The following is an 18,006-nucleotide window of genomic DNA, read 5'->3' on the forward strand; positions in this document are numbered from 1 at the left end:
ATAGAATGACGATTATCATATATTCACATTCGCGAGAGAATGCGGAACGCGGCCGGACCGCCATCAAGCATTGGGATCGTTCGCATTGGGAAAAAAGAGCTGCTGGCCGTTGATCTTGTAGCCCGCGATCGCGCTCTGCCCCTCCGGTGAAGTCAGGAAGTCGATGAATCGCTGGCCGGCTTCCTTCTTCACCGTGGGATGCTTGAGCGGATTGACCAGCATCACCCCGTACTGATTGAACAGCCGCTTGTCGCTTTCAACGAGGACGGCCAGGTCGCCGCGATTTTGGAAGGCCAGCCATGTGCCGCGGTCGGAGAGCACATAGGCGTTCGACGCCGAGGCCATGTTCAGCGCCGCGCCCATGCCCTGGCCGATTTCCTTGTACCAGGAGCCGCGGTCGTTCACGATGTCGATGCCGGCGTCTTTCCAAAGCTTCAGCTCGGCAATATGGGTGCCGGAATGATCGCCGCGGGAGACGAACGGCGCGGCTCTGGCCTTGATGGTTTGCAGCGCGGTGAGGACATCCTTGCCCTTGATGCCTGCCGGATCGTCCTTCGGACCGATGACGACGAAGTCGTTATACATCACGGGATAACGCTTCACACCGAATCCCTCCGCAAGGAACTTCTCCTCGGCCGATCTGGCATGAACGAACACCACGTCGGCATCGCCGCGACGCGCGGTGTCGAGCGCCTGACCGGTGCCTTGGGCCAGCACCTTCACCTCCAGACCTGCCTTCTGCTTGACGATCGGGAGCAGGTAACCGAACAGCCCGGAATCCTGGGTTGATGTCGTCGACGCCACGACAATGGTCTGATCTTCCGCCCAACCCGGATGAGTGAAGGTTTGCCAGGCAAGCGCGATGATTGCGAAGATGCGAAGTGAGCCGGACCAGTGCTTCATGCGGGCGATCTCCCTTTGAACAACAGTATCGTTTGGCGCTTCAGCGAGCGGCGAAGATGCGTCCGATCAGGAAGCTCAACGCGCTCACGGTCATCGATAGGATGATGAGGATGATGCCAAGCGCAAGGGCAAGGCTTAGCTCTCCCCTGCTGGTCTCCAATGCGATGGCAGTGGTCATGGTGCGCGTATGCCCGCGCACATTGCCGCCGACGATGATGATCGCGCCGACCTCTGCGATCGCCCGGCCGAAAGCCGCGAGAAACGCGGTCAAGAGCCCGTCGCGTCCGATCGCCATGAGTGTCCAGATGGCGCGCAAGCGCGAGGCGCCGTCGACGAGAAGGGCATCGCCGTAACGAGCCCAGACATCCACCATCGTCCGATGCACCAGGGCAATGACGATCGGAATGCCGAGAATGGCCTGCGCGATCACCATGGCGGCTGGCGTAAACAAAATCCCCAGCGCCCCTAACGGTCCCGATCGGGACAGCAGGAGGTAAACAGCAAGTCCCACCACGACCGGCGGCAACCCCAGGAGCGCATTGACGACGACGATCAACGCAACTCTGCCCCGGATCCGGTAGACGGCCAGCGCCGTACCGATCGGCGCCCCGATCGCGAAGGCAAAGAAGCTCGCGGTCAGGCTGACGCCAAGCGACAGCCCGACGATCTGACGCAACTCCGGATCAAAGCGGCCGATAAGGCCGGCCGCCAGTTCCAGCGCTTGGGTAAAATCATTCATGGTCCCTACTAAGCCAGACCTCGGCAAATAAGCAAAATCATCGAGGTCTTGAGACCCGCCCCGCTTACCGCTACCAGTGCATCCGGAAGCAATGCCAGGCGCATTGATGATAAGGACGTTTCTCATGGCACACACGACGGCGGAGCTTGAAGCGCTCCTGATGCAGCGGTCGCTGACCGATCCGCAGCTTTTGGCTGCGGCGGATGCGGCATCGGACTTCCGGATCCTGCCGGATGCCACGGTGATCAAGATCGGCGGGCAGAGCGTGATCGACCGCGGCCGCGCCGCCGTCTATCCGCTGGTCGACGAGATCGTCGCCGCCCGCAAGGCGCACAAGCTGTTGATCGGGACCGGGGCGGGCACCCGCGCCCGGCACCTCTACTCGATCGCGGCCGGACTGCGGCTGCCGGCCGGCGTGCTGTCGCAGCTCGGCGCATCGGTTGCCGACCAGTATGCGGTAATGCTGGGCCAATTGCTGGCCAAGCACGGCATCTCCGCGGTCAGTGGTGCCGGGCTGTCGGCCGTGCCGCTGTATCTCGCCGAGGTCAACGCCGTGATCTTCAGCGGCATGCCGCCCTACGGCTTGTGGATGCGGCCCGCGCCCGAGGGCATGATCCCGCCCTACCGCACCGACGCCGGTTGCTTCCTAGTCGCCGAGCAGTTCGGCTGCAAGGCGATGATTTATGTCAAGGACGAGAACGGCCTCTACACCGCGAACCCGAAGACCTCGAAGGGCGCGACCTTCATTCCGAAGATCTCGGTCGCCGAGATGAAGGCCAAGGGATTGCAGGATTCGATCCTCGAATTCCCGGTGCTCGATCTGCTCGCCTCCGCGCGCCATGTCCGCCAGGTGCAGGTCATCAATGGCCTCGTCCCCGGCAATCTCACCCGCGCGCTCGCGGGCGAGCATGTCGGCACCATCATCACCGCGAACTGACCAGGGGCACGACCATGGATGACACCATCAAGCACGTCGCTTCGCCGCTCGCGCACCAGACTCTGCTCGACAGCGATCTCACCCGTCCCGTCGCCGGCGGACGTCCGATTCCGCTGTTGCCCTGGGTGCAGGTGATCAAGATCGGCGGCCGCTCCATCATGGATCGCGGCCATGAGGCGATCCTGCCTGTTGTCGCCGAGCTGCGCGCACTGCTGCCCGAGCACCGCATGCTGATCCTGACCGGCGCCGGCATCCGCGCCCGCCATCTCTACAGCGTCGGCCTCGACCTCGGGCTGCCGGTCGGCTCGCTCCAGCCGCTGGCGGCGAGCGAGGCCGGGCAGAACGGCCATATTCTCGGCTGCCTGCTCGCACCGGAGGGCGTGTCCTATATCGAGCATCCGACCATCGCGAGCCAGCTCGCGATTCATCTCTCCGCATCGCGCGCCGTGGTGGGCAGCGCGTTTCCGCCCTATCACCATCACGAGTTTCCGAACTCGCGCATCCCGCTGCATCGGGCGGACACCGGCGCGTTCCTGCTCGCCGATGCGCTCGGCGCCGCCGGGCTGACGATCGTGGAGGATGTCGACGGTGTCTACACCGAGGATCCGAACGGTCCCAACGGCAAGAAGGCGCAGCTGTTGCGCGAGGCCAGCCTCGCCGATCTCGCCGAGCTGAAGGGCACGCTGCCGTTCGATCCCGCGCTGCTCGAGGTGATGGCCAACGCGCGGCACATCGCGCGCGTGCAGGTCGTGAACGGCCTCGTTCCCGGCCGGCTCACCGCGGCACTGCGCGGCCAGCACGTCGGCACGATCATCCGCACTGGCGCGCGGCCGGCGTAACTCGAGCGGCGGACTCCACTTCATCTCGCCCCGCCTGCGGGGAGAGGTCGGAATTCAAGCGCAGCTTGCATTCCGGGTGAGGGGGAGTTTCCGCGGACGCAGCTATCACCGTACGCGCGGATGCAGCCCCTCACCCCAACTCTCTCCCGTTAAGCCGGGGAGAGGGAGCTCAGCGCCATCGCGGCGATTACTTGATCGTCGCGTGCACGGTGATGACCGAGGTGCCGGACGCCTTCGGTCCCTGACCCGTTGCCTTGATGGCAAACGTATCATTGCCCTTGTACTTGGCTTTCGCCCGGTACTCGAAGGTCGACGCGTTGATCTTCTTCAATTTGCCATAGGCCGGCTTCTGCGAGATCGCCGAGTCTGTCACCGTGCCGCGGATCCCGATCGGAATCTGGCAGCTTTCGCCCGAGGCAACGTCGATATCGCCGGTCGAATTCTCGCCCCAATCCGCCAATGTCACCGACATCGAGCATTCCGGCGTGGGTTGCGCCGACAGCGCCGGCGTGACGTCTGATGCTGCAAGGATGAGCGCCACTGCGGCGACCACGATACACGTTTTCATGCAAGGCCCACTGCTGACCGTTTTCGGCGCGGGAATCCTGCAACGTGGCAGCAGGTGTGGCAAGGGCTTCACGGACAGGGCTTCGCGGCACCTGTGTGACGTGTGTCGTCACGCTCAGGCGCTTGTTGCGTCGTCGGAGCGTCCCCATCATCATTGCAGCCCGATCTGATCGGGCCAAAGGCTCGCGTGACCAAGGAAAGGGTTCCAATGGCTGAAAGCAACGACGGTCAGGCAAAGGGTCGACAAGGCGGATTTGCCGGCGTCACGCGCAGGACCCTCGAGCGTCTTGCATTGCCCGGCGATCATCGCGAACTCGTCGTTGCCGAGGTGACCTATCCGCCGGGCGGCGTGGCGCCGCTGCACCGCCATCCCGTTGGCGGCGTGATCTTCATCGTCGAGGGCGTTGCCGAGTCCGCCTATGGCGACGAGGCGCCACGGCAATACCGGGCCGGCGAGACCTTGCAGGATCGCGCTGACATTCCGCACACGCTGTTTCGCAATTGCGATCCGGAGCGGCCGCTGCGCTTCCTGACCATCTACGCGCTCGAGCCCGGGCGCGCTTACACGATGGAGCCGTAAGGCTGCGAGACGCTACCGCCGGCTCGCTTGCGGCTTTGGCGTTGCGCCGGCCAGCGCGGGTGGAACGGCCAGCAGCAGGCAAACCGATTCCACCAGCAGCTCATGGGCACGGTCGACGATATCGTCCAACGAACTGGTCTTCGCGAACATGGCCTGGGCTTCGGCCAGCAACCGCTCGCGCGTGGGAATGCTGGGCAGATGCAGATCGGCCCGGTGCTGCAACAGCACAAGCGCCTCCCGCACCGATAACCCGGTTTCGTGCACCGACGATTTGATGGCCTGCGCGATGTATTCGGGATTGAAACGGCCGGCGAGCTGCTCGGCCGTTCGCTTGATCACGCGCGATCCCAGGCGCTGCTCGTTGCGAAGAACCTGCGCCGGCGGCGCCTTCAGCTCCCGGACGAGGCCGAGCCAGGACAACGCCACCAGGACATAATAGGTCGCATCGATCTCCCACCACCGGAAGCCTTGCCGCGCGCTGCTCTGGTAGGCGTGATGATTGTTGTGCCAACCCTCGCCCATCGTGAACAGGGCCAGCAGCCAGTTGTTGCGGGAATCATCGCCCGTGACATAGCGCTTGCGCCCGTGAACATGGGCAAGCGAGTTGATGCAAAACGTCGCGTGATACAGCAGCACGGTGCTCCAGAAGAAACCGATCACGAGCCCCGGCCATCCGGCAATGAGGAAGCACAGAGCTGCGACCACGATCGCCGGGAGGACCTCCAATTTGTGCAGCCACATCAACTCCGGATAGGCGGCAAAATCCGCGACTTTGGTCAGATCCGTTGCATCATGCTGCCGATAAAAGATCCAGCTGACATGACTGTACAGGAAGCCCTTATGTCGGGGTGAATGCACATCGTGCTCGGTATCCGAATGAAGATGGTGATGCCGGTGTTTCGCGGCCCACCAAAGCACGCTTTTCTGGGCGCTGCTTTGGGCCAGGAACGCGAGGACGAATTGAAACGTCCGGCTTGTTGCGTAAGCCCGATGCGAGAAATACCGATGATAGCCGGCAGTGATCGCAAACATGCGCAGCCAGTACAGGACGATGCAGATTGCAATCGCTTGCCAGGAGACGCCGGTCCAGATCGCCGCCAGACACCCTGCGTGGACCAGCAGAAACGGCAGGACCTGCGGGTATATGATGTCGTCGTGCTGGAGATCGGGATCGATATTGGTGGACACGCGCGCGACCTCGGTTGCTTCGATGCGCGGGCCGCCGGGCCGGGCGGTCTTTGCGCGCTGTTATAAGTAGAACCCCACGGCCGGTAGACAAGTCGCGGGGTCGCGAAACCAGGGGCTCTGCTAGTACATCGGCTGTCAAAGCAGCATGGCGCCGATTGCCGCAGCTGACGCCTCACGCAGATGTGCCGCTGGATAGGGCGCCGGCGCTAATCCTTCTTCGCCGTCAGTCCGTCGACCATCGCACGCGTCAGGGTCGCGATCTCGCTGCGCAGTTGGCCGATCGGCACCGCGATCAGCTTGTGCTCCAGCCCGAGCGCGACCATGCCGTGCACGGCGGAGAACAGGCTGCGCGCGGTGACACCGAGTTGCGCCGGCGTGCGCTGCGGGAACAGTGCGGCGAGCGGCTTGTAGATGTGACGGAACAATTCCATCTGCTCGGTGATCGCCCATTCCGGCACCGGCTTGCCGGGCTGCATGCGATGCTCGAACAGCGCGCGCCACAGTTCGAGATTGTCGGCCGCGAAGTCGCAATAGGCGACCGCGATCCGCACCAGCATCTCGCGCGGCGCGGCCGCCACGCCGATCTCGGCCAGCGACAGCGAGGCATCGAGCCGGGCCAGCGTGCGTGAGCCGACCCGCAGGATCAGCTCGTCGACATCCTCGACCAGATTGTAGACGCCGCCATTGGCGACTCCGATTTCCTGGGCCAATTCGCGGGTTTTCAGCCCGCCGAGACCCTTTGTCGCAATCGCCCGTTCTGCCGCCTCGATCAGCGCTTCGCGCAATTTTGCACGTCGTTCCAATGCTTTGGACATGTTTTACCCGCCATTAATCACATGCGTGAGCGACGCTCATATAGTTCTTGAGCATCGCTCATTATGTGGTACAAGAGTTCATGAGCGATGCTCATAACAGGGAGCGACGAAATGTTCAAAACTGTTTTCACACTTTTCCGCGGCACCGTTGCGGTGGCCGAAGAGGAACTGCAGGACCGCACCACGCTGGTCATCCTCGACCAGCAGATGCGCGATGCCGCCGCCGCAGTCGAGCGCTCGAAGCGGTCACTGGCGCTGGCCATCGCCGGCGACCAGCAGGAAGGCCGCCGGCTCGAGGCCACCAACGCCCGGATCGCCGATCTCGAGGTGCGCGCGTCAGCGGCGCTCGAGGGCGGCCGCGAAGATCTCGCCCGCGAAGCCGCGCAGGCGATCGCCAATCTCGAGGCCGAACGCGATGCCGCGATGACCGCGCGGACGCTGTTCGCCACCGAGATCACCCGGCTGAAGCGCCACGTCGCCAATGCCGAGGCGCGCATCGCCGAGCTCGATCGCGGCCGCCGGCTGGCCCGCGCCTCGGAGGCGGTGCGCTCGCTGCGCCGGAGCGGCATCGAGGCGGCGCGGCCCTATGAGTCGACGCTGCCGGAAGCCGAGGCGACGCTGAAGCGGCTGCGCGAGCGGCAGATCGAGATGCAGGCGGCCGACGACGCGCTGTTCGAGATCGATACCGCCTCGGGACCGCTGGCCACCGCCGAGAAGCTTGCCGAGCAGGGCTTTGGCCCGCGCATGAAATCGACCGCCGACGACGTGCTGGCGCGGCTGAAAGCCAAGCGCCCGAACGCAGCCTGACGCCTCAAGCCTGAAACCACACCAACTTCAATCGACATCACATCAAGGAGACGACCATGAACCAGACCATTCAACCCCACAGCAGCAGCTGGGTGACCTTCACTTACGCGTCCTTCGCGGCCTCCGCCTTCCTCGTCGGCGTCGGCTTGTTCTTCCTGCCGATCGACCTCTGGATGAAGGGCTATCTGACGATGGGCATCGTGATGCTGGTCCAGACCTGCGTGACGCTGACCAAGACGGTGCGCGACAATTACGAAAGCGGCAAGTTCGTCAACCGCATCGAGGACGCCAAGGCCGAGCGCCTGCTGATGGAAGTGTCCAAGGCGGCCTAAGAAGACGACGTAAGCCGGGAGCCCCATTTCCTCCGCGTCATTGCGAGGAGCGCTAGCGACGAAGCAATCCATCGGCCCGCGTCTGCGGAAGGGTGGATTGCTTCGCTGCGCTCGCAATGACGGACGGCAGCTCTTGCGGCAACTTGTTCCGTTTCCGGAAGGCCTCGTTTACCCTGCGGCGAACAGCGTCAGGTTGCGCTCATGGCTCCTTAACGGGCCGGAGTGCAGAGATCGCGCCCGAGGGACAGAGAAATGGCGTCCACGGACAATCCGACCCCCGCTTCGCGCGGCAGCAAGGGTCTTGCGAAGGCGCGCGCGGCCTTTGACGGCCTGCGCAGCCATGCCGGCTTCTGGCTGAAGGCGCTGTCGCAGCCGACCATCGATCTCACTTTGCGGACCCAGGCCGGGCAGCGCACCCGCATCGTCGAATCTCCCGGCCTGTCGTTGCCGAAGGACGAACTCGACGCGCTGGTCGCGCAGCTGCGCATGGTTGCCGCGAAGACGCTGCCTGCCGAGAGCCTGAGCTACGGCATCTTCTCCGGCGAGCCGGAGCGGCTGTCGCGCGCCGTCGTCACCTTGATCTCGGAGGAAGACACCGGCCGGCCGATCGCGTTCAACGCGCTGTCGGTGATGGATGTGCCGCTCGACGGCGAGCCGGCTGAGGTGACCCATCTCGGCCTCGTCATGGTCGATCCCGACGTGCGCGGGCAGGGGCTGTCCTGGGTGCTGTACGGTCTGACCGCACTGGTGCTGTTCGCCCGCGACGGCTTGCGGCCGAAATGGATATCCAATGTCACCCAGGTGCCCGCGGTGGTCGGCATGGTCAGCGACACCTTCTCGGACGTGTTCCCGTCGCCGCAGCCGGGCGCGCGGCAGAGCTTTGCGCATCTGCAACTGGCGCGCGGCATCATGGCCCGGCACCGTGCGGTGTTCGGCGTCGGCGAGGAAGCCGGCTTCGACGAGGCGCGCTCGGTCATCACCAATGCCTATACCGGCGGCTCGGACGCGCTGAAGAAGACCTTCGAGATCGCGCCGAAACATCGCAACGCGATCTACAATGAATTTTGCGAGCGCGAGCTCGACTACGGCCGCGGCGACGATGTGCTGCAACTCGGCCGCATCGATCTGGCCGGCGCGCGCCGTTACGTCATGAGCGAAGTGCCCTCGGGCTCGCTGCCAGCATTGCTCGCGGCATCCGCGATGCTGGCCCTGCAGCGGCTGGTGCTGCCGGTGGTCTACTGGCTGGACGACAGCCGCGCCTTCGGCACCCTGCGGCCGCGCCGGCAGGAGAACGGGGCGGCGCGATGAATTTCGACTATTACTCGTTCACCGGCCGCAACATCGGCTTCATCGACGAGCACGAGCAGCAGCTGCTGCGTCAGGCGCGGGTGTTCGTCTGCGGCGTCGGCGGCATGGGAGGCGCGGCCTTCATGGCGCTGGCGCGCGCCGGTGTCGGCAAGTTCGTGATCGCCGACATCGATCGCTTCGAGGTCTCCAACCTCAACCGCCAGGTGTTCGCCTTCGCCGACGAGGTCGGCCGCGAGAAGGCGGCGGTCGCCGCCGAGGCCGCCAAACGCATCAACCCGACCATCGAGGTCGAGGTGCTCGGCGAGAACTGGACCAGCGAACTCGCCGGGATCGCCGAACGCTGCCCGGTGATCGTCAACGGCATGGACGATATTGCTGCCGGCGTGCATCTGTACCGGACCGCGAAAGCCGCGGATGCAACCGTGATCGACGCCTATATGTCGCCGCTGCCGTCGGTGATCGTGGTGCGCCCGCACGATCCACGGCCCGAACAGCGCCTCGGCTTTCCGACAACAGGCAAGGACTGGACTGCGATCACCGACGACGACCGCCGCGCCGCGACGCGGGCCGAGATCGAGCACGTGATGCTGCACTCCTCGTCGCGCAACTATGTCGATCTTGCGATCGCAGGCGAGGTGGCGGCCGGCCGCCGCAGCCGGATGTCGTTTGCGCCGATGGTGATCTCGACCGGGATGCTGATGGCCTATGAGGCGGTCGCGCTGATCCTCGGCCGCCGCTCCGGCACCGATTGCCGCGGCTGGTTCCTCAACCCGCACCGGCCCGCGATCGAGAAGCCGCGCAATGCGCTGGTCGCCGCCTTGATGCGTCCGCTGGTCCGGCGCGCCATCGACGAGTTGACGAGCGGCAAATGACATCAGGGGTGATCGCCGATTCCATCGTCAATCTCTGCGGCGCCATCGGCGTCGCGGTGGCGATGATGACGTTCTACCGCCGCGATCCCAGGAGCCCGCTGACCCGCCGCCTGCTGCTCGCGCTTGGCGTGATCGCGACCCTGTTTCTCGACCGCGGCCTTGCCTGGTGGAGCGGAAGCTTCGTGCTCGACCGCCTCTCGGTGATCCCGGCCGCGCTGATCCCGCTCGGCGCGCTGATCGTCACCGAAGGCATCCTGCGCCGGCATGCGCCGTGCGCGGTCAAGGTCGCAGCGCTTGCCGGCGGCATTCTGCTCGGCCTCGGCGGCACGTTCGGGCTGCAACGCTTTGCGATGCCCTATGCGATCACGCTGGCGCTGTTTCAGCTGCTGGGCTTTGCTACCTGCGCTGTGCTGCTGGCGACGCGCGACCGCGCCGCGCTGATGGCCTCGGAGAACCGTAGCATCGGCCGCATGGCGGTCGGCGCGCTGGTGGTGATCCCGTTCATCCTGACCGATTTCCGCACGCTATTCCCCCACATTCCGGTCCGGCTCGGCGCGCTGGGTGCGCTGCTCACGGTCACCGTGATGCTGATCGCCGGCGGCGGCGCCGAGACCCGCCGCCACGGACTTGCGATGATGGCGCTGCGCCTGATCTCTTCGGGCCTGCTCGGGCTCGCCGCCAGCTTCATGGCGCCCGATGTCGATGCCGCGCAGATGGTGCGGTTCGTCGCGGTCGCGATCGCCGGCGTGCTGACCATCGGGCTGATGACCGATGCGCTGCGCGCGCTGTTCGAATCCCAGGAGCCCGGCGTGCTTAATTCGGTCGCGACCTCGCCGGCGCAGACCCGCGAGCAGTTGATCGCCGAGCTGGCGCGGCACCCGATCTTCGAAAGCGCGCAGCGCTTCCGCGAACGCGATCTTGCGCTCTACGATCCGCCGCTGCTGCGCGACGTCCTGTCGACGCGGCGCGTGCTGCGCCGTCCCGACGCGCCGTGGGGCCTATCGCCGATCGACCCGGCCGCCGAGCGCCTCATCTCGCTGATGACGGCCAACAGCGCCACCCATGTCATCGTGCTCGCGCATGATCCGCTCGATCTGATCGTGCTGGCGGTGCCGGTCACCGCGGCCGATCCCGCCACCGAAACCGCGTTGGCGCTGGTCAGGCGGCTGTTGGCATTGACCCCGGAGGCCAAATGACGCTTGAGATCCGCGAGGGCGATCGCAAGGCGGCATTCGACGCCGCGCTCAACGCCTATGGGCGGGACAGCCTCTACGTACCGCCCCTGTGGAGCGATTTCGACCGGATGTTCGACCCGGCGAAGAACCCGTTGATCACCGAAGGCCATGGCCGCTATGCGCTGTTCTCGGCGCATCGCGACGGCAAGCCGGTCGGCCGCATCGCCGCCTCGATCCATGACGCGTCGAACCGCAAGCACGGCACCCGTCACGGCGCGTTCGGCTTCTTCGACTGTATCGACGATGTCGAAGTCGCCGATGCGCTGCTGCGCGCCGCCGAGCAATGGCTGTCCGCGCGCGGCATGAGCCGGGTCGCCGGCAATTTCAATCTGACGGCGATGCAGCAGATCGGCGTCATGACCGATGGCTTCGACCACGCCCCGTTCACCGACATGATATGGTCGCCGCCGCATATCGCGCAGCATCTCGAGCGCGCGGGCTATGCCGCGACCTTCCCGATGACGACGTTCGAGATCGCGCTCGACGGCGGCAAGCCGGAGCAGCTGCTCGGCGACAAGCAACGCGCGGTGCTCGCCGATCCGGATTTCGTCTGGCAGCCGATCAAGCGTTCTGCGTTCAAGGTGCGGCTGGAGGATGCGCGGCTGATCCTCAATGACGGCTTCGCCGACAATCCGATGTTCGTGCCGCCGACCCCGGCCGAATATCTGTTCCAGGCCGGCGACATGATGTGGATCATCGACAAGCGGATTTCGACCGTGGTCTATCACCGCGGCCGCCCCGCCGGCGCGATCATCGCGATCCCGGACCTCAACCCATTGATCAAGGCGATCGGCGGCCGGATCGGGCTATTGGCGCCGTTCAGATTCGTGCAGCACCGCATTCTGAACACGCGTGCGGTTCTGATCTATCAGTCGGTCTGCCGCGATCTGCACAATCGCGGCCTCAACGGCGCGATGCTTTACCGCACCGCGCTGGCGTTGCAGCAGGCCGGCTATCGGACGCTCGGCGGCACCTGGATATCGGATATCAACGCTTCGTCGCTGCGCCAGGTCGAGAAGGCCGGCGCCACGCCGCTGCACCGGCTGCATCTGTTCACCAAGCGGTTGGCGGCGGCATGAGCGCCCTGACGCCGGATCTGCTGCGCGAGCTGGTCGCGGAGGCGCGGCTGGCGCCGAGCGTCCACAATATCCAGCCGACGCGCTGGCGGCTGCTCGACGACGGGCGGCTGGCGCTGGTCGACGATACCAGTGTGCGCGCGCCGGTCGCGGACCCGGCGGGGCATGATGTCCTCGTCTCGCACGGCGCGGCGCTGGAGGGCATGAGCCTTGCGCTCAACCGCCGCGGCTTCGCGATCACGGCCATGACCACGATCGAGCAGCCGCTGTCGCCGCAATTTGCCGCGCTGTGCAGCTTTGCGATCAGGCAAGGCGTCGCGCCCGATCCGCTGGCTGATCATGCGGCGCGCCGCATGTCATGGCGCGGCAAGTTCGTGGCGTCGCCGGATGACGGCGCATCGCTGGCGCAGCTTGCCGTCGCGCGTGACGATCTGATCTGCATCTGTGATCGCCAGGCGATCGCCGATATTGCCGGCTGGGCCGACCAGGCCGAGTTCTCCTTTGTCCATGGTGACGACTACAGGGCCGAGCTGCTGGCATGGATGCGGCTGTCGCCCGATCATCCGCACTATCTGCTCGATGGTCTCAATCGCGATGCGCTGGCCATGAATGCGGTGGAGGTCACCGCCGCACGCTACGTGCTCGGCGGCCTGTTCAAGCCGCTGGATCGTCTCGGTCTCGCCGCAATGCTGCTCGCCGATCGCGCCAAGACCATCTCGGCAGCGGCGATCGTGCTGTTCTGCCGTCCGGTCGGTGAGGATCCACTCACGACGGGGCGGCACTTCTATCGCAGCTGGCTCGAGATCGATCGCGCGGGCTTCGCGGCATGTCCGATCTCGGCCCTGGCAGATCATCCCGACTTCAACGATCGGCCGCGCAAACTCGGCCGGATCGGCGCGGATCTGCGCCTCGTCAACGTGTTTCGCGTCGGCAGGCCGGCAAAACCGTTGAAACCCCGGCATTTCCGACTGCCGGTCGAGCAACTCATCATCTAGGATGCGCTCACAAAAAGAGCGCGATAGCCGCTGTCAAAGCTTCACGGGGTCGTGCTATGACGCCGCCCGCTAACCAATGACCGGTGGGGATGATGTCGAAGCAATCGCTGCGCGAAGAGGCCGAGCGCCTGATCCGCGAGACCATGGAAAAGCGGAACCTGGTCATCAAGCAGGGCACCACCCGGATCGAGGCGGTCTGCGGCAAGTGCGGCGCGCCGAACCGGGTTCAGGCGGAAAAGGGCCAGTCCCGCGTCAAGTTCACCTGCAAGAACTGCGACCACAAGCAGGAAACGCTGTAGGCGTGTCTGTTGCGTAGGGTAGGGTTAGCTGACCGATCCTGCGATTCTGTTTGTACCGTCATCCTGAGGAGCGCGCTCTTGCGCGCGTCTCGAAGGATGAATCGGCCACAGGCCGGGCCGTCGATCCTTCGAGACGCGCTACGCGCTCCTCAGAGGGTGTGATTTTTTTGGGGTTTCAGCGAGCATTATAGCCGAAAGCCGGCGCGGTGTGATTCTCTGGCGATGACGGATTCGCGGGAGGTGATGTTGGCTGCCGATGAGTTGTTTGGGGACCTGCCGGAGCAGGCGAAGCCACCAGCCGAAGCGGGCTTGCCCGGCGCTCCGCGGCTGCGTGAGCCCCAGCGCGACCAGATTGCGCTGCGAGCGGTTGATATTGAGAGCCTGATCGGGGAAGACCATCCGGTGCGGCTGATCTGGTCTTATGTCGAAGAGCTTGATCTGAGTGAGTTGGAGGACCGGATCAAGGCTCGCGGCGATCGTCCCGGTCACCCCGCGACCTCGCCCCGGCTTTTGCTGGCGCTGTGGCTCTATGCCGCCAGCGAAGGCGTTGGCAGCGCGCGGGCGTTGGAGCGGCTGTGCGAGAGCCACGATGCCTATCGCTGGCTGTGCGGCGGGGTGTCGGTGAACTATCACCTGCTGGCGGACTTCCGGGTCGGCAACGCCGATCTGCTTGACCGACTGCTCAGTGAGCATCTGGCAGCGTTGGCAAAGGCCGGTCTCGTCGATCTGGAGACCTTGGCGCAGGATGGCATGCGGGTCCGGGCCAGCGCCGGGGCCGCCTCGTTCCGGCGCGAGGCGACGTTGGATAAGCATTTGGCGCAGGCTGAGGCCGTGGTGGAAGACCTCAAGCGCGAGGTCGACACACGCTCGGACGCCAGCAATAAGCGTGCCCGGGCAGCCAAGGAGCGGGCCGCGCGGGAACGCAGCGCGCGGGTGAAGGCGGCGCAGACGGCGCTCGCCGAGATCAAGCAGCAGCGCAAGGAGCGCGAAGAAAATCGCGGCAACGGCAAGACGCCGAAGGAGCCGCGGGCCTCCACGACGGACGCCTATGCACGGGTCATGAAGATGGCGAACGGCGGCTTCCGCCCCGCCTACAACGTGCAGGTGACGAGCGTGGCCGGCGAGCAGATCGTCGTCGACACCAGAATTTGCAACGTCGGATCCGATCGCGGCCTGATGCGCCCCATGCTGGAGCGGCAGCGTGCGCGGCCCGGAGGGTTGCCCAAGGACCATCTCGTCGATGGCGGCTTTGGCAGTGCCGAGGACATCGAATGGGCCTATGCCGAGGGCATCGATATCTTTTGTCCGCCCACTCAATCCAAGCACGGTACCGATCCCTATCTACCGCGGCGCGGCGACGGTCCGGGGGTGTTGGCCTGGCGTGCGCGAATGGCGAGCGAAGAGGGCAAGGCCCGATACAGGTCCCGGTCGATCTGCGAGTGCATCCATGCCCGCTGGCGCAATTGGGACCTGCGGCAATTGACCGTGCGCGGCATCGAAAAGGTCCGTGCCGTCGTGCTCTGGTACGCCCTCGTCAACAACATCCTGCAAGGCAACCGCCTCTCCAGAGCCTAAACAACGGGTCATCGCCGAACTCGAACTCAAACCTGCCAATTGCTGCGACGAACAGCCGCCAAAAACTCCGCAGGAGCCGAATCCGTCACAAGCTCTCAGGATGACGGTGATAGTGGGTGACCCGGTTACGCCGTCGGCTGCGCTACGGAGCTGATGTTTACTTGAACACTTCGCACACCGTTGTGCGATCCGGCGCGACCCGCCCCGCGGTCCGCAGCGAGACGTTGTGCCACCAGGCATCCAGCGCGGGACGGTCGCAGGCGAGCTTCACGCTCATGCCGCCGGCGAATTTGATCCAGTCGGCAAAGCTTGCGCGCGACACCGCGATGACGACCGGAATATCGGCACCGAGCGCGCGATCGATCACGAAGCCGAGGCCCTTGCCGTCGCGTTCGCGCTTGCCGAAGCGGTTGACGATGACGAGATCGGCGCCCGCCGAAAGCGCGTCGGCGACGCGAACGCCGGCATCGTGCAGCCGCGACAGATCGAGCTTGCAGCCGGTGGCACCTGGATTCTCAGGACTTTGGCTCGGCGGCTGCGCCAGCAGCAGCGTCTCGCCGCTATGCACCAGCACCGCGGACAGGCTGGAATCGGCGCATTGGCCCGTCTGCACCATGCCGACCACGCGTGTGCCCTGCGTCTTCAGATCGGCGGCGAAGTCGCGCAGCACGGCGTCAGGATCGTCGTTGTCGTCATAGACCAGGGCGGCGAGGTCGCATTGGGCGTCGAACATGGTGGGCTCTGTTCGTTGTGGAGGAGAGGGGCGGGCCGCCGCGTCAAGGGTTACCAAGGGTTACCAAGCGTTGCCAAGGCGTGGCGGCCGCATGTTTCCTTCGGATCAGGCGGCCGGCGGGCCGTTGATGATTTGCAGCTGGGTGAATTCGGCAAGGCCTTCCTCGGCGAATTCGGTGCCGATGCCCGACTGCTTGGCGCCGCCGAACGGAATGTTCGGCGCCATGTCGAGGTGCTTGTTGATCCACACCGTGCCGGCCTCGATCCGGGTCGCGATCTCATGCGCCCGTTTGATGTCGGACGACCATACTGAGGCGCCGAGGCCGTAGGTGGTGGCGTTGGCGCGACGGATCACGTCGTCCTTGTCGGAATACTTGATGACCGGCAGCACCGGACCGAACTGCTCCTCGTCGACCAGCTTGGAGCCTTCCTTGATGTCGCGCACGATGGTCGGCTCGATGAAGTAGCCGGGACGGTCCATTGCGGCGCCGCCGGCGATCACGTTGCCGTTCTTGCGGGCATCGTCGAGGAACGCCTTCACCTTCTCGTACTGCATCTTGTTTTGCAGCGGCCCGAGTTTTGTTCCTTGCTTGGAGCCGTCATCGACGACGGTGTTCTTCGCGATGGCGACCAGCTCGTTGCAGATCTCGTCATAGACGGACTCGTGCACATAAAGCCGCTTGATGGCGAGGCAGACCTGGCCGGAGTTCTGGAACGCGCCTTCGAAGATGCCGGGCGCGACCTTCTTCGGGTCGACGTCGTCGAGCACGATGCCGGCATCGTTGCCGCCGAGCTCGAGCGTGATCCGCTTCAACGTCTGCGAAGCGCTTGCCATCACCTTCTGGCCGGTTGCGGTCGAGCCGGTGAACGAAATCTTGCGGATGTCCGGATGCTTGGTCATGTGATCGCCGAGATCGTTGGCGTCGGCGATGAAGTTCAGCACGCCCTTCGGCAGGACGTCCTTGACCAACTCGGCAAAGCGCAGGGAGGCCAGCGGCGTGGTCGGTGCGGGCTTCACCACCAGGGTGTTGCCGGCGAGCAGCGCCGACGGCAGCTTGAACGCCAGGATCAGCAGCGGATAGTTCCAGGGAATGATCGCGCCGACCACGCCGAGCGGGCGGCGATAGGCCTCGACCTTGCGGTCGCCGGAATTCTCGATCACGCGCATCGGCAGTTCGAGCGAGCCGAGATCGCGGAAGAAGCCGGCCATGCCCATCACTTCGCCGGTGGCGTCCGCGAGCGGCTTGCCCTGCTCGCTGGTCAGGATCCGCGCCAGCTCGTTGGTGTTGGTTTCGATCACCTCGGCCATCTTGATGATGAGCTTGCGGCGCTCCGCCATCGGCGTGGCGGCCCAGGCCGGGAAGGCGGCCTTCGCGGCGGCGACCGCCTTGTCGAGCTGTTCCTTGGAGGCGCGCGGGCACTGCGCCACCACCTCTTCGGTCGCCGGATTGAGCACCGGCATCGTGCTGTCGCCGGGTACCATTTTGCCGTCGATGAGAAGACTGTAATCACTCATAGGCTTCGCTCTCCCTGGTGAAACGGGCCGTTCGGGCCTCGCTATATCCTATCATATATCACGGTTGCGGAATGGAAGCCACGGCCGTGAGCGGCGCGCCCCGGGGCACCGCTCCGGAGCCGTGTGCGCTTCAATCTATTCTAACGGCATCTGCGACCATGCCGGACCGGCAGCCTCTACACTTGGGGCTGGACGCTCGTCGTCTTCACGATATATTGGAATGAATATAACGAGATCCGGAGTGCCGGCATGCAAATCGAAACCCAGGAACTCACAACCTGCGAAGTCGCGTCCGACGGCTGCGCGATTTCGCTGGGGTTCGTGGACGGCAAGGGTGAGCCCGCCACCATCCGCCTGTCGATCAACCAGGTCGGCGCGCTGGTGATGACGTTGCCCGGGCTGATCAGCAAGGCGTTGCAGACCCGTTTCGGCGACCGGTCGCTGCGCTACGCCTATCCGCTGGACTCATGGATCATCGAGCAGTCGACCGATCCGGCCCAGGGCATGATGACGCTCACCACATCCGACGGCTTCAGCGTCTGCTTCTCGATCCCGCGCGCCCAGCAGAGCGAGCTCGGCGAGGCGCTGGTGGCGCAGCCGGCGACACGGGTGCACGTGCGGGCGAATTAGGGCGCGCCAATCCCTCGTCATTCCGGGGCGCGCGAAGCGCGAGCCCGGAATCCATCAGGCC

Annotated in this window: 20 protein-coding genes; 13 read left to right on the forward strand and 7 right to left on the reverse strand. The window is 65.1% G+C overall.

The window, feature by feature from the left end:
* Window positions 1-63 precede the first annotated feature (63 nt).
* Window positions 64-903, reverse strand: coding sequence for an ABC transporter substrate-binding protein (locus ACVMB0_RS14055; RefSeq protein WP_461346636.1), 840 nt, complete (start codon window positions 901-903; stop codon window positions 64-66).
* Between the two features lie 40 nt (window positions 904-943).
* Window positions 944-1,642, reverse strand: a complete 699-nt coding sequence (locus ACVMB0_RS14060; protein WP_461346637.1) for an ABC transporter permease — start codon at window positions 1,640-1,642, stop codon at window positions 944-946.
* 124 nt (window positions 1,643-1,766) lie between these two features.
* Here ACVMB0_RS14060 and ACVMB0_RS14065 point away from each other — a divergent pair, with 124 nt between their 5' ends.
* Both ACVMB0_RS14065 and ACVMB0_RS14070 read left to right on the forward strand, forming a co-directional pair.
* Window positions 1,767-2,579 carry an amino acid kinase family protein gene (locus tag ACVMB0_RS14065; protein ID WP_461346638.1) on the forward strand — a complete coding sequence of 271 codons (813 nt, stop codon included), beginning with the start codon at window positions 1,767-1,769 and terminating at the stop codon, window positions 2,577-2,579.
* A gap of 14 nt (window positions 2,580-2,593) precedes the next feature.
* Window positions 2,594-3,418, forward strand: coding sequence for an amino acid kinase family protein (locus ACVMB0_RS14070; RefSeq protein WP_461346639.1), 825 nt, complete (start codon window positions 2,594-2,596; stop codon window positions 3,416-3,418).
* 187 nt (window positions 3,419-3,605) lie between these two features.
* Here ACVMB0_RS14070 and ACVMB0_RS14075 read toward each other — a convergent pair whose 3' ends face one another.
* Entirely contained in the window at window positions 3,606-3,986 is a 381-nt protein-coding gene (locus tag ACVMB0_RS14075; RefSeq protein WP_461346640.1) for a hypothetical protein, read from the reverse strand.
* A 207-nt stretch (window positions 3,987-4,193) separates the two neighbouring features.
* Between ACVMB0_RS14075 and ACVMB0_RS14080 the strand changes: the two genes are divergently transcribed.
* Window positions 4,194-4,565: a cupin domain-containing protein gene (locus ACVMB0_RS14080; protein WP_456750269.1), complete on the forward strand. Its 372-nt coding sequence runs from the start codon at window positions 4,194-4,196 to the stop codon at window positions 4,563-4,565.
* Between the two features lie 12 nt (window positions 4,566-4,577).
* On the opposite strand, the gene ACVMB0_RS14085 is transcribed toward ACVMB0_RS14080, so the two are convergent.
* Complete coding sequence (locus ACVMB0_RS14085) at window positions 4,578-5,753, reverse strand: acyl-CoA desaturase (RefSeq protein ID WP_461346641.1); 1,176 nt, start codon at window positions 5,751-5,753, stop codon at window positions 4,578-4,580.
* Between the two features lie 206 nt (window positions 5,754-5,959).
* Entirely contained in the window at window positions 5,960-6,568 is a 609-nt protein-coding gene (locus ACVMB0_RS14090) for a TetR/AcrR family transcriptional regulator (RefSeq protein ID WP_461346642.1), read from the reverse strand.
* A 111-nt stretch (window positions 6,569-6,679) separates the two neighbouring features.
* Between ACVMB0_RS14090 and ACVMB0_RS14095 the strand changes: the two genes are divergently transcribed.
* From ACVMB0_RS14095 to ACVMB0_RS14135, 9 genes are all read left to right on the forward strand, one after another.
* Window positions 6,680-7,375, forward strand: coding sequence for a PspA/IM30 family protein (locus ACVMB0_RS14095; protein ID WP_461346643.1), 696 nt, complete (start codon window positions 6,680-6,682; stop codon window positions 7,373-7,375).
* Between the two features lie 56 nt (window positions 7,376-7,431).
* Window positions 7,432-7,707, forward strand: coding sequence for a YiaA/YiaB family inner membrane protein (locus ACVMB0_RS14100; protein ID WP_461346644.1), 276 nt, complete (start codon window positions 7,432-7,434; stop codon window positions 7,705-7,707).
* A gap of 252 nt (window positions 7,708-7,959) precedes the next feature.
* Window positions 7,960-9,015 (forward strand): hypothetical protein, encoded by a 1,056-nt coding sequence (locus ACVMB0_RS14105; RefSeq protein WP_461346645.1) that lies wholly within the window; start codon window positions 7,960-7,962, stop codon window positions 9,013-9,015.
* A complete protein-coding gene (locus ACVMB0_RS14110; protein WP_461346646.1) occupies window positions 9,012-9,887 on the forward strand; it encodes a HesA/MoeB/ThiF family protein in 876 nt (291 codons plus the stop codon). Before ACVMB0_RS14105 ends, ACVMB0_RS14110 begins: the two co-directional genes overlap by 4 nt.
* Complete coding sequence (locus tag ACVMB0_RS14115; RefSeq protein WP_461346647.1) at window positions 9,884-11,083, forward strand: hypothetical protein; 1,200 nt, start codon at window positions 9,884-9,886, stop codon at window positions 11,081-11,083. The genes ACVMB0_RS14110 and ACVMB0_RS14115 overlap by 4 nt, the downstream gene beginning before the upstream one ends.
* A complete protein-coding gene (locus tag ACVMB0_RS14120; protein WP_461346648.1) occupies window positions 11,080-12,201 on the forward strand; it encodes a GNAT family N-acetyltransferase in 1,122 nt (373 codons plus the stop codon). Before ACVMB0_RS14115 ends, ACVMB0_RS14120 begins: the two co-directional genes overlap by 4 nt.
* Window positions 12,198-13,193: a nitroreductase family protein gene (locus ACVMB0_RS14125; RefSeq protein ID WP_461346649.1), complete on the forward strand. Its 996-nt coding sequence runs from the start codon at window positions 12,198-12,200 to the stop codon at window positions 13,191-13,193. Before ACVMB0_RS14120 ends, ACVMB0_RS14125 begins: the two co-directional genes overlap by 4 nt.
* Before the next feature lie 92 nt (window positions 13,194-13,285).
* Window positions 13,286-13,492, forward strand: a complete 207-nt coding sequence (locus tag ACVMB0_RS14130; RefSeq protein WP_024581255.1) for a hypothetical protein — start codon at window positions 13,286-13,288, stop codon at window positions 13,490-13,492.
* A 243-nt stretch (window positions 13,493-13,735) separates the two neighbouring features.
* Window positions 13,736-15,067, forward strand: a complete 1,332-nt coding sequence (locus ACVMB0_RS14135; protein WP_461349582.1) for an IS1182 family transposase — start codon at window positions 13,736-13,738, stop codon at window positions 15,065-15,067.
* A gap of 157 nt (window positions 15,068-15,224) precedes the next feature.
* Here ACVMB0_RS14135 and ACVMB0_RS14140 read toward each other — a convergent pair whose 3' ends face one another.
* Window positions 15,225-15,800, reverse strand: a complete 576-nt coding sequence (locus tag ACVMB0_RS14140) for a DUF2478 domain-containing protein (RefSeq protein ID WP_456750261.1) — start codon at window positions 15,798-15,800, stop codon at window positions 15,225-15,227.
* Between the two features lie 105 nt (window positions 15,801-15,905).
* Complete coding sequence (locus ACVMB0_RS14145) at window positions 15,906-17,315, reverse strand: aldehyde dehydrogenase family protein (protein ID WP_456750260.1); 1,410 nt, start codon at window positions 17,313-17,315, stop codon at window positions 15,906-15,908.
* A 249-nt stretch (window positions 17,316-17,564) separates the two neighbouring features.
* Here ACVMB0_RS14145 and ACVMB0_RS14150 point away from each other — a divergent pair, with 249 nt between their 5' ends.
* Window positions 17,565-17,945, forward strand: coding sequence for a hypothetical protein (locus tag ACVMB0_RS14150; RefSeq protein ID WP_456750259.1), 381 nt, complete (start codon window positions 17,565-17,567; stop codon window positions 17,943-17,945).
* Window positions 17,946-18,006: the final 61 nt, after the last annotated feature.

It is taken from the genome of Bradyrhizobium sp. USDA 4451 (assembly GCF_054822585.1).

What these genes read in the sequence shown, in the direction of transcription:
- ACVMB0_RS14055 (WP_461346636.1), bottom strand. Translation starts at nt 903, where the DNA reads ATGAAGCACTGGTCCGGCTCACTTCGCATCTTCGCAATCATCGCGCTT.
- ACVMB0_RS14060 (WP_461346637.1), bottom strand. Translation starts at nt 1,642, where the DNA reads ATGAATGATTTTACCCAAGCGCTGGAACTGGCGGCCGGCCTTATCGGC.
- ACVMB0_RS14065 (WP_461346638.1), top strand. Translation starts at nt 1,767, where the DNA reads ATGGCACACACGACGGCGGAGCTTGAAGCGCTCCTGATGCAGCGGTCG.
- ACVMB0_RS14070 (WP_461346639.1), top strand. Translation starts at nt 2,594, where the DNA reads ATGGATGACACCATCAAGCACGTCGCTTCGCCGCTCGCGCACCAGACT.
- ACVMB0_RS14075 (WP_461346640.1), bottom strand. Translation starts at nt 3,986, where the DNA reads ATGAAAACGTGTATCGTGGTCGCCGCAGTGGCGCTCATCCTTGCAGCA.
- ACVMB0_RS14080 (WP_456750269.1), top strand. Translation starts at nt 4,194, where the DNA reads ATGGCTGAAAGCAACGACGGTCAGGCAAAGGGTCGACAAGGCGGATTT.
- ACVMB0_RS14090 (WP_461346642.1), bottom strand. Translation starts at nt 6,568, where the DNA reads ATGTCCAAAGCATTGGAACGACGTGCAAAATTGCGCGAAGCGCTGATC.
- ACVMB0_RS14095 (WP_461346643.1), top strand. Translation starts at nt 6,680, where the DNA reads ATGTTCAAAACTGTTTTCACACTTTTCCGCGGCACCGTTGCGGTGGCC.
- ACVMB0_RS14100 (WP_461346644.1), top strand. Translation starts at nt 7,432, where the DNA reads ATGAACCAGACCATTCAACCCCACAGCAGCAGCTGGGTGACCTTCACT.
- ACVMB0_RS14105 (WP_461346645.1), top strand. Translation starts at nt 7,960, where the DNA reads ATGGCGTCCACGGACAATCCGACCCCCGCTTCGCGCGGCAGCAAGGGT.
- ACVMB0_RS14110 (WP_461346646.1), top strand. Translation starts at nt 9,012, where the DNA reads ATGAATTTCGACTATTACTCGTTCACCGGCCGCAACATCGGCTTCATC.
- ACVMB0_RS14115 (WP_461346647.1), top strand. Translation starts at nt 9,884, where the DNA reads ATGACATCAGGGGTGATCGCCGATTCCATCGTCAATCTCTGCGGCGCC.
- ACVMB0_RS14120 (WP_461346648.1), top strand. Translation starts at nt 11,080, where the DNA reads ATGACGCTTGAGATCCGCGAGGGCGATCGCAAGGCGGCATTCGACGCC.
- ACVMB0_RS14125 (WP_461346649.1), top strand. Translation starts at nt 12,198, where the DNA reads ATGAGCGCCCTGACGCCGGATCTGCTGCGCGAGCTGGTCGCGGAGGCG.
- ACVMB0_RS14130 (WP_024581255.1), top strand. Translation starts at nt 13,286, where the DNA reads ATGTCGAAGCAATCGCTGCGCGAAGAGGCCGAGCGCCTGATCCGCGAG.
- ACVMB0_RS14135 (WP_461349582.1), top strand. Translation starts at nt 13,736, where the DNA reads ATGTTGGCTGCCGATGAGTTGTTTGGGGACCTGCCGGAGCAGGCGAAG.
- ACVMB0_RS14140 (WP_456750261.1), bottom strand. Translation starts at nt 15,800, where the DNA reads ATGTTCGACGCCCAATGCGACCTCGCCGCCCTGGTCTATGACGACAAC.
- ACVMB0_RS14145 (WP_456750260.1), bottom strand. Translation starts at nt 17,315, where the DNA reads ATGAGTGATTACAGTCTTCTCATCGACGGCAAAATGGTACCCGGCGAC.
- ACVMB0_RS14150 (WP_456750259.1), top strand. Translation starts at nt 17,565, where the DNA reads ATGCAAATCGAAACCCAGGAACTCACAACCTGCGAAGTCGCGTCCGAC.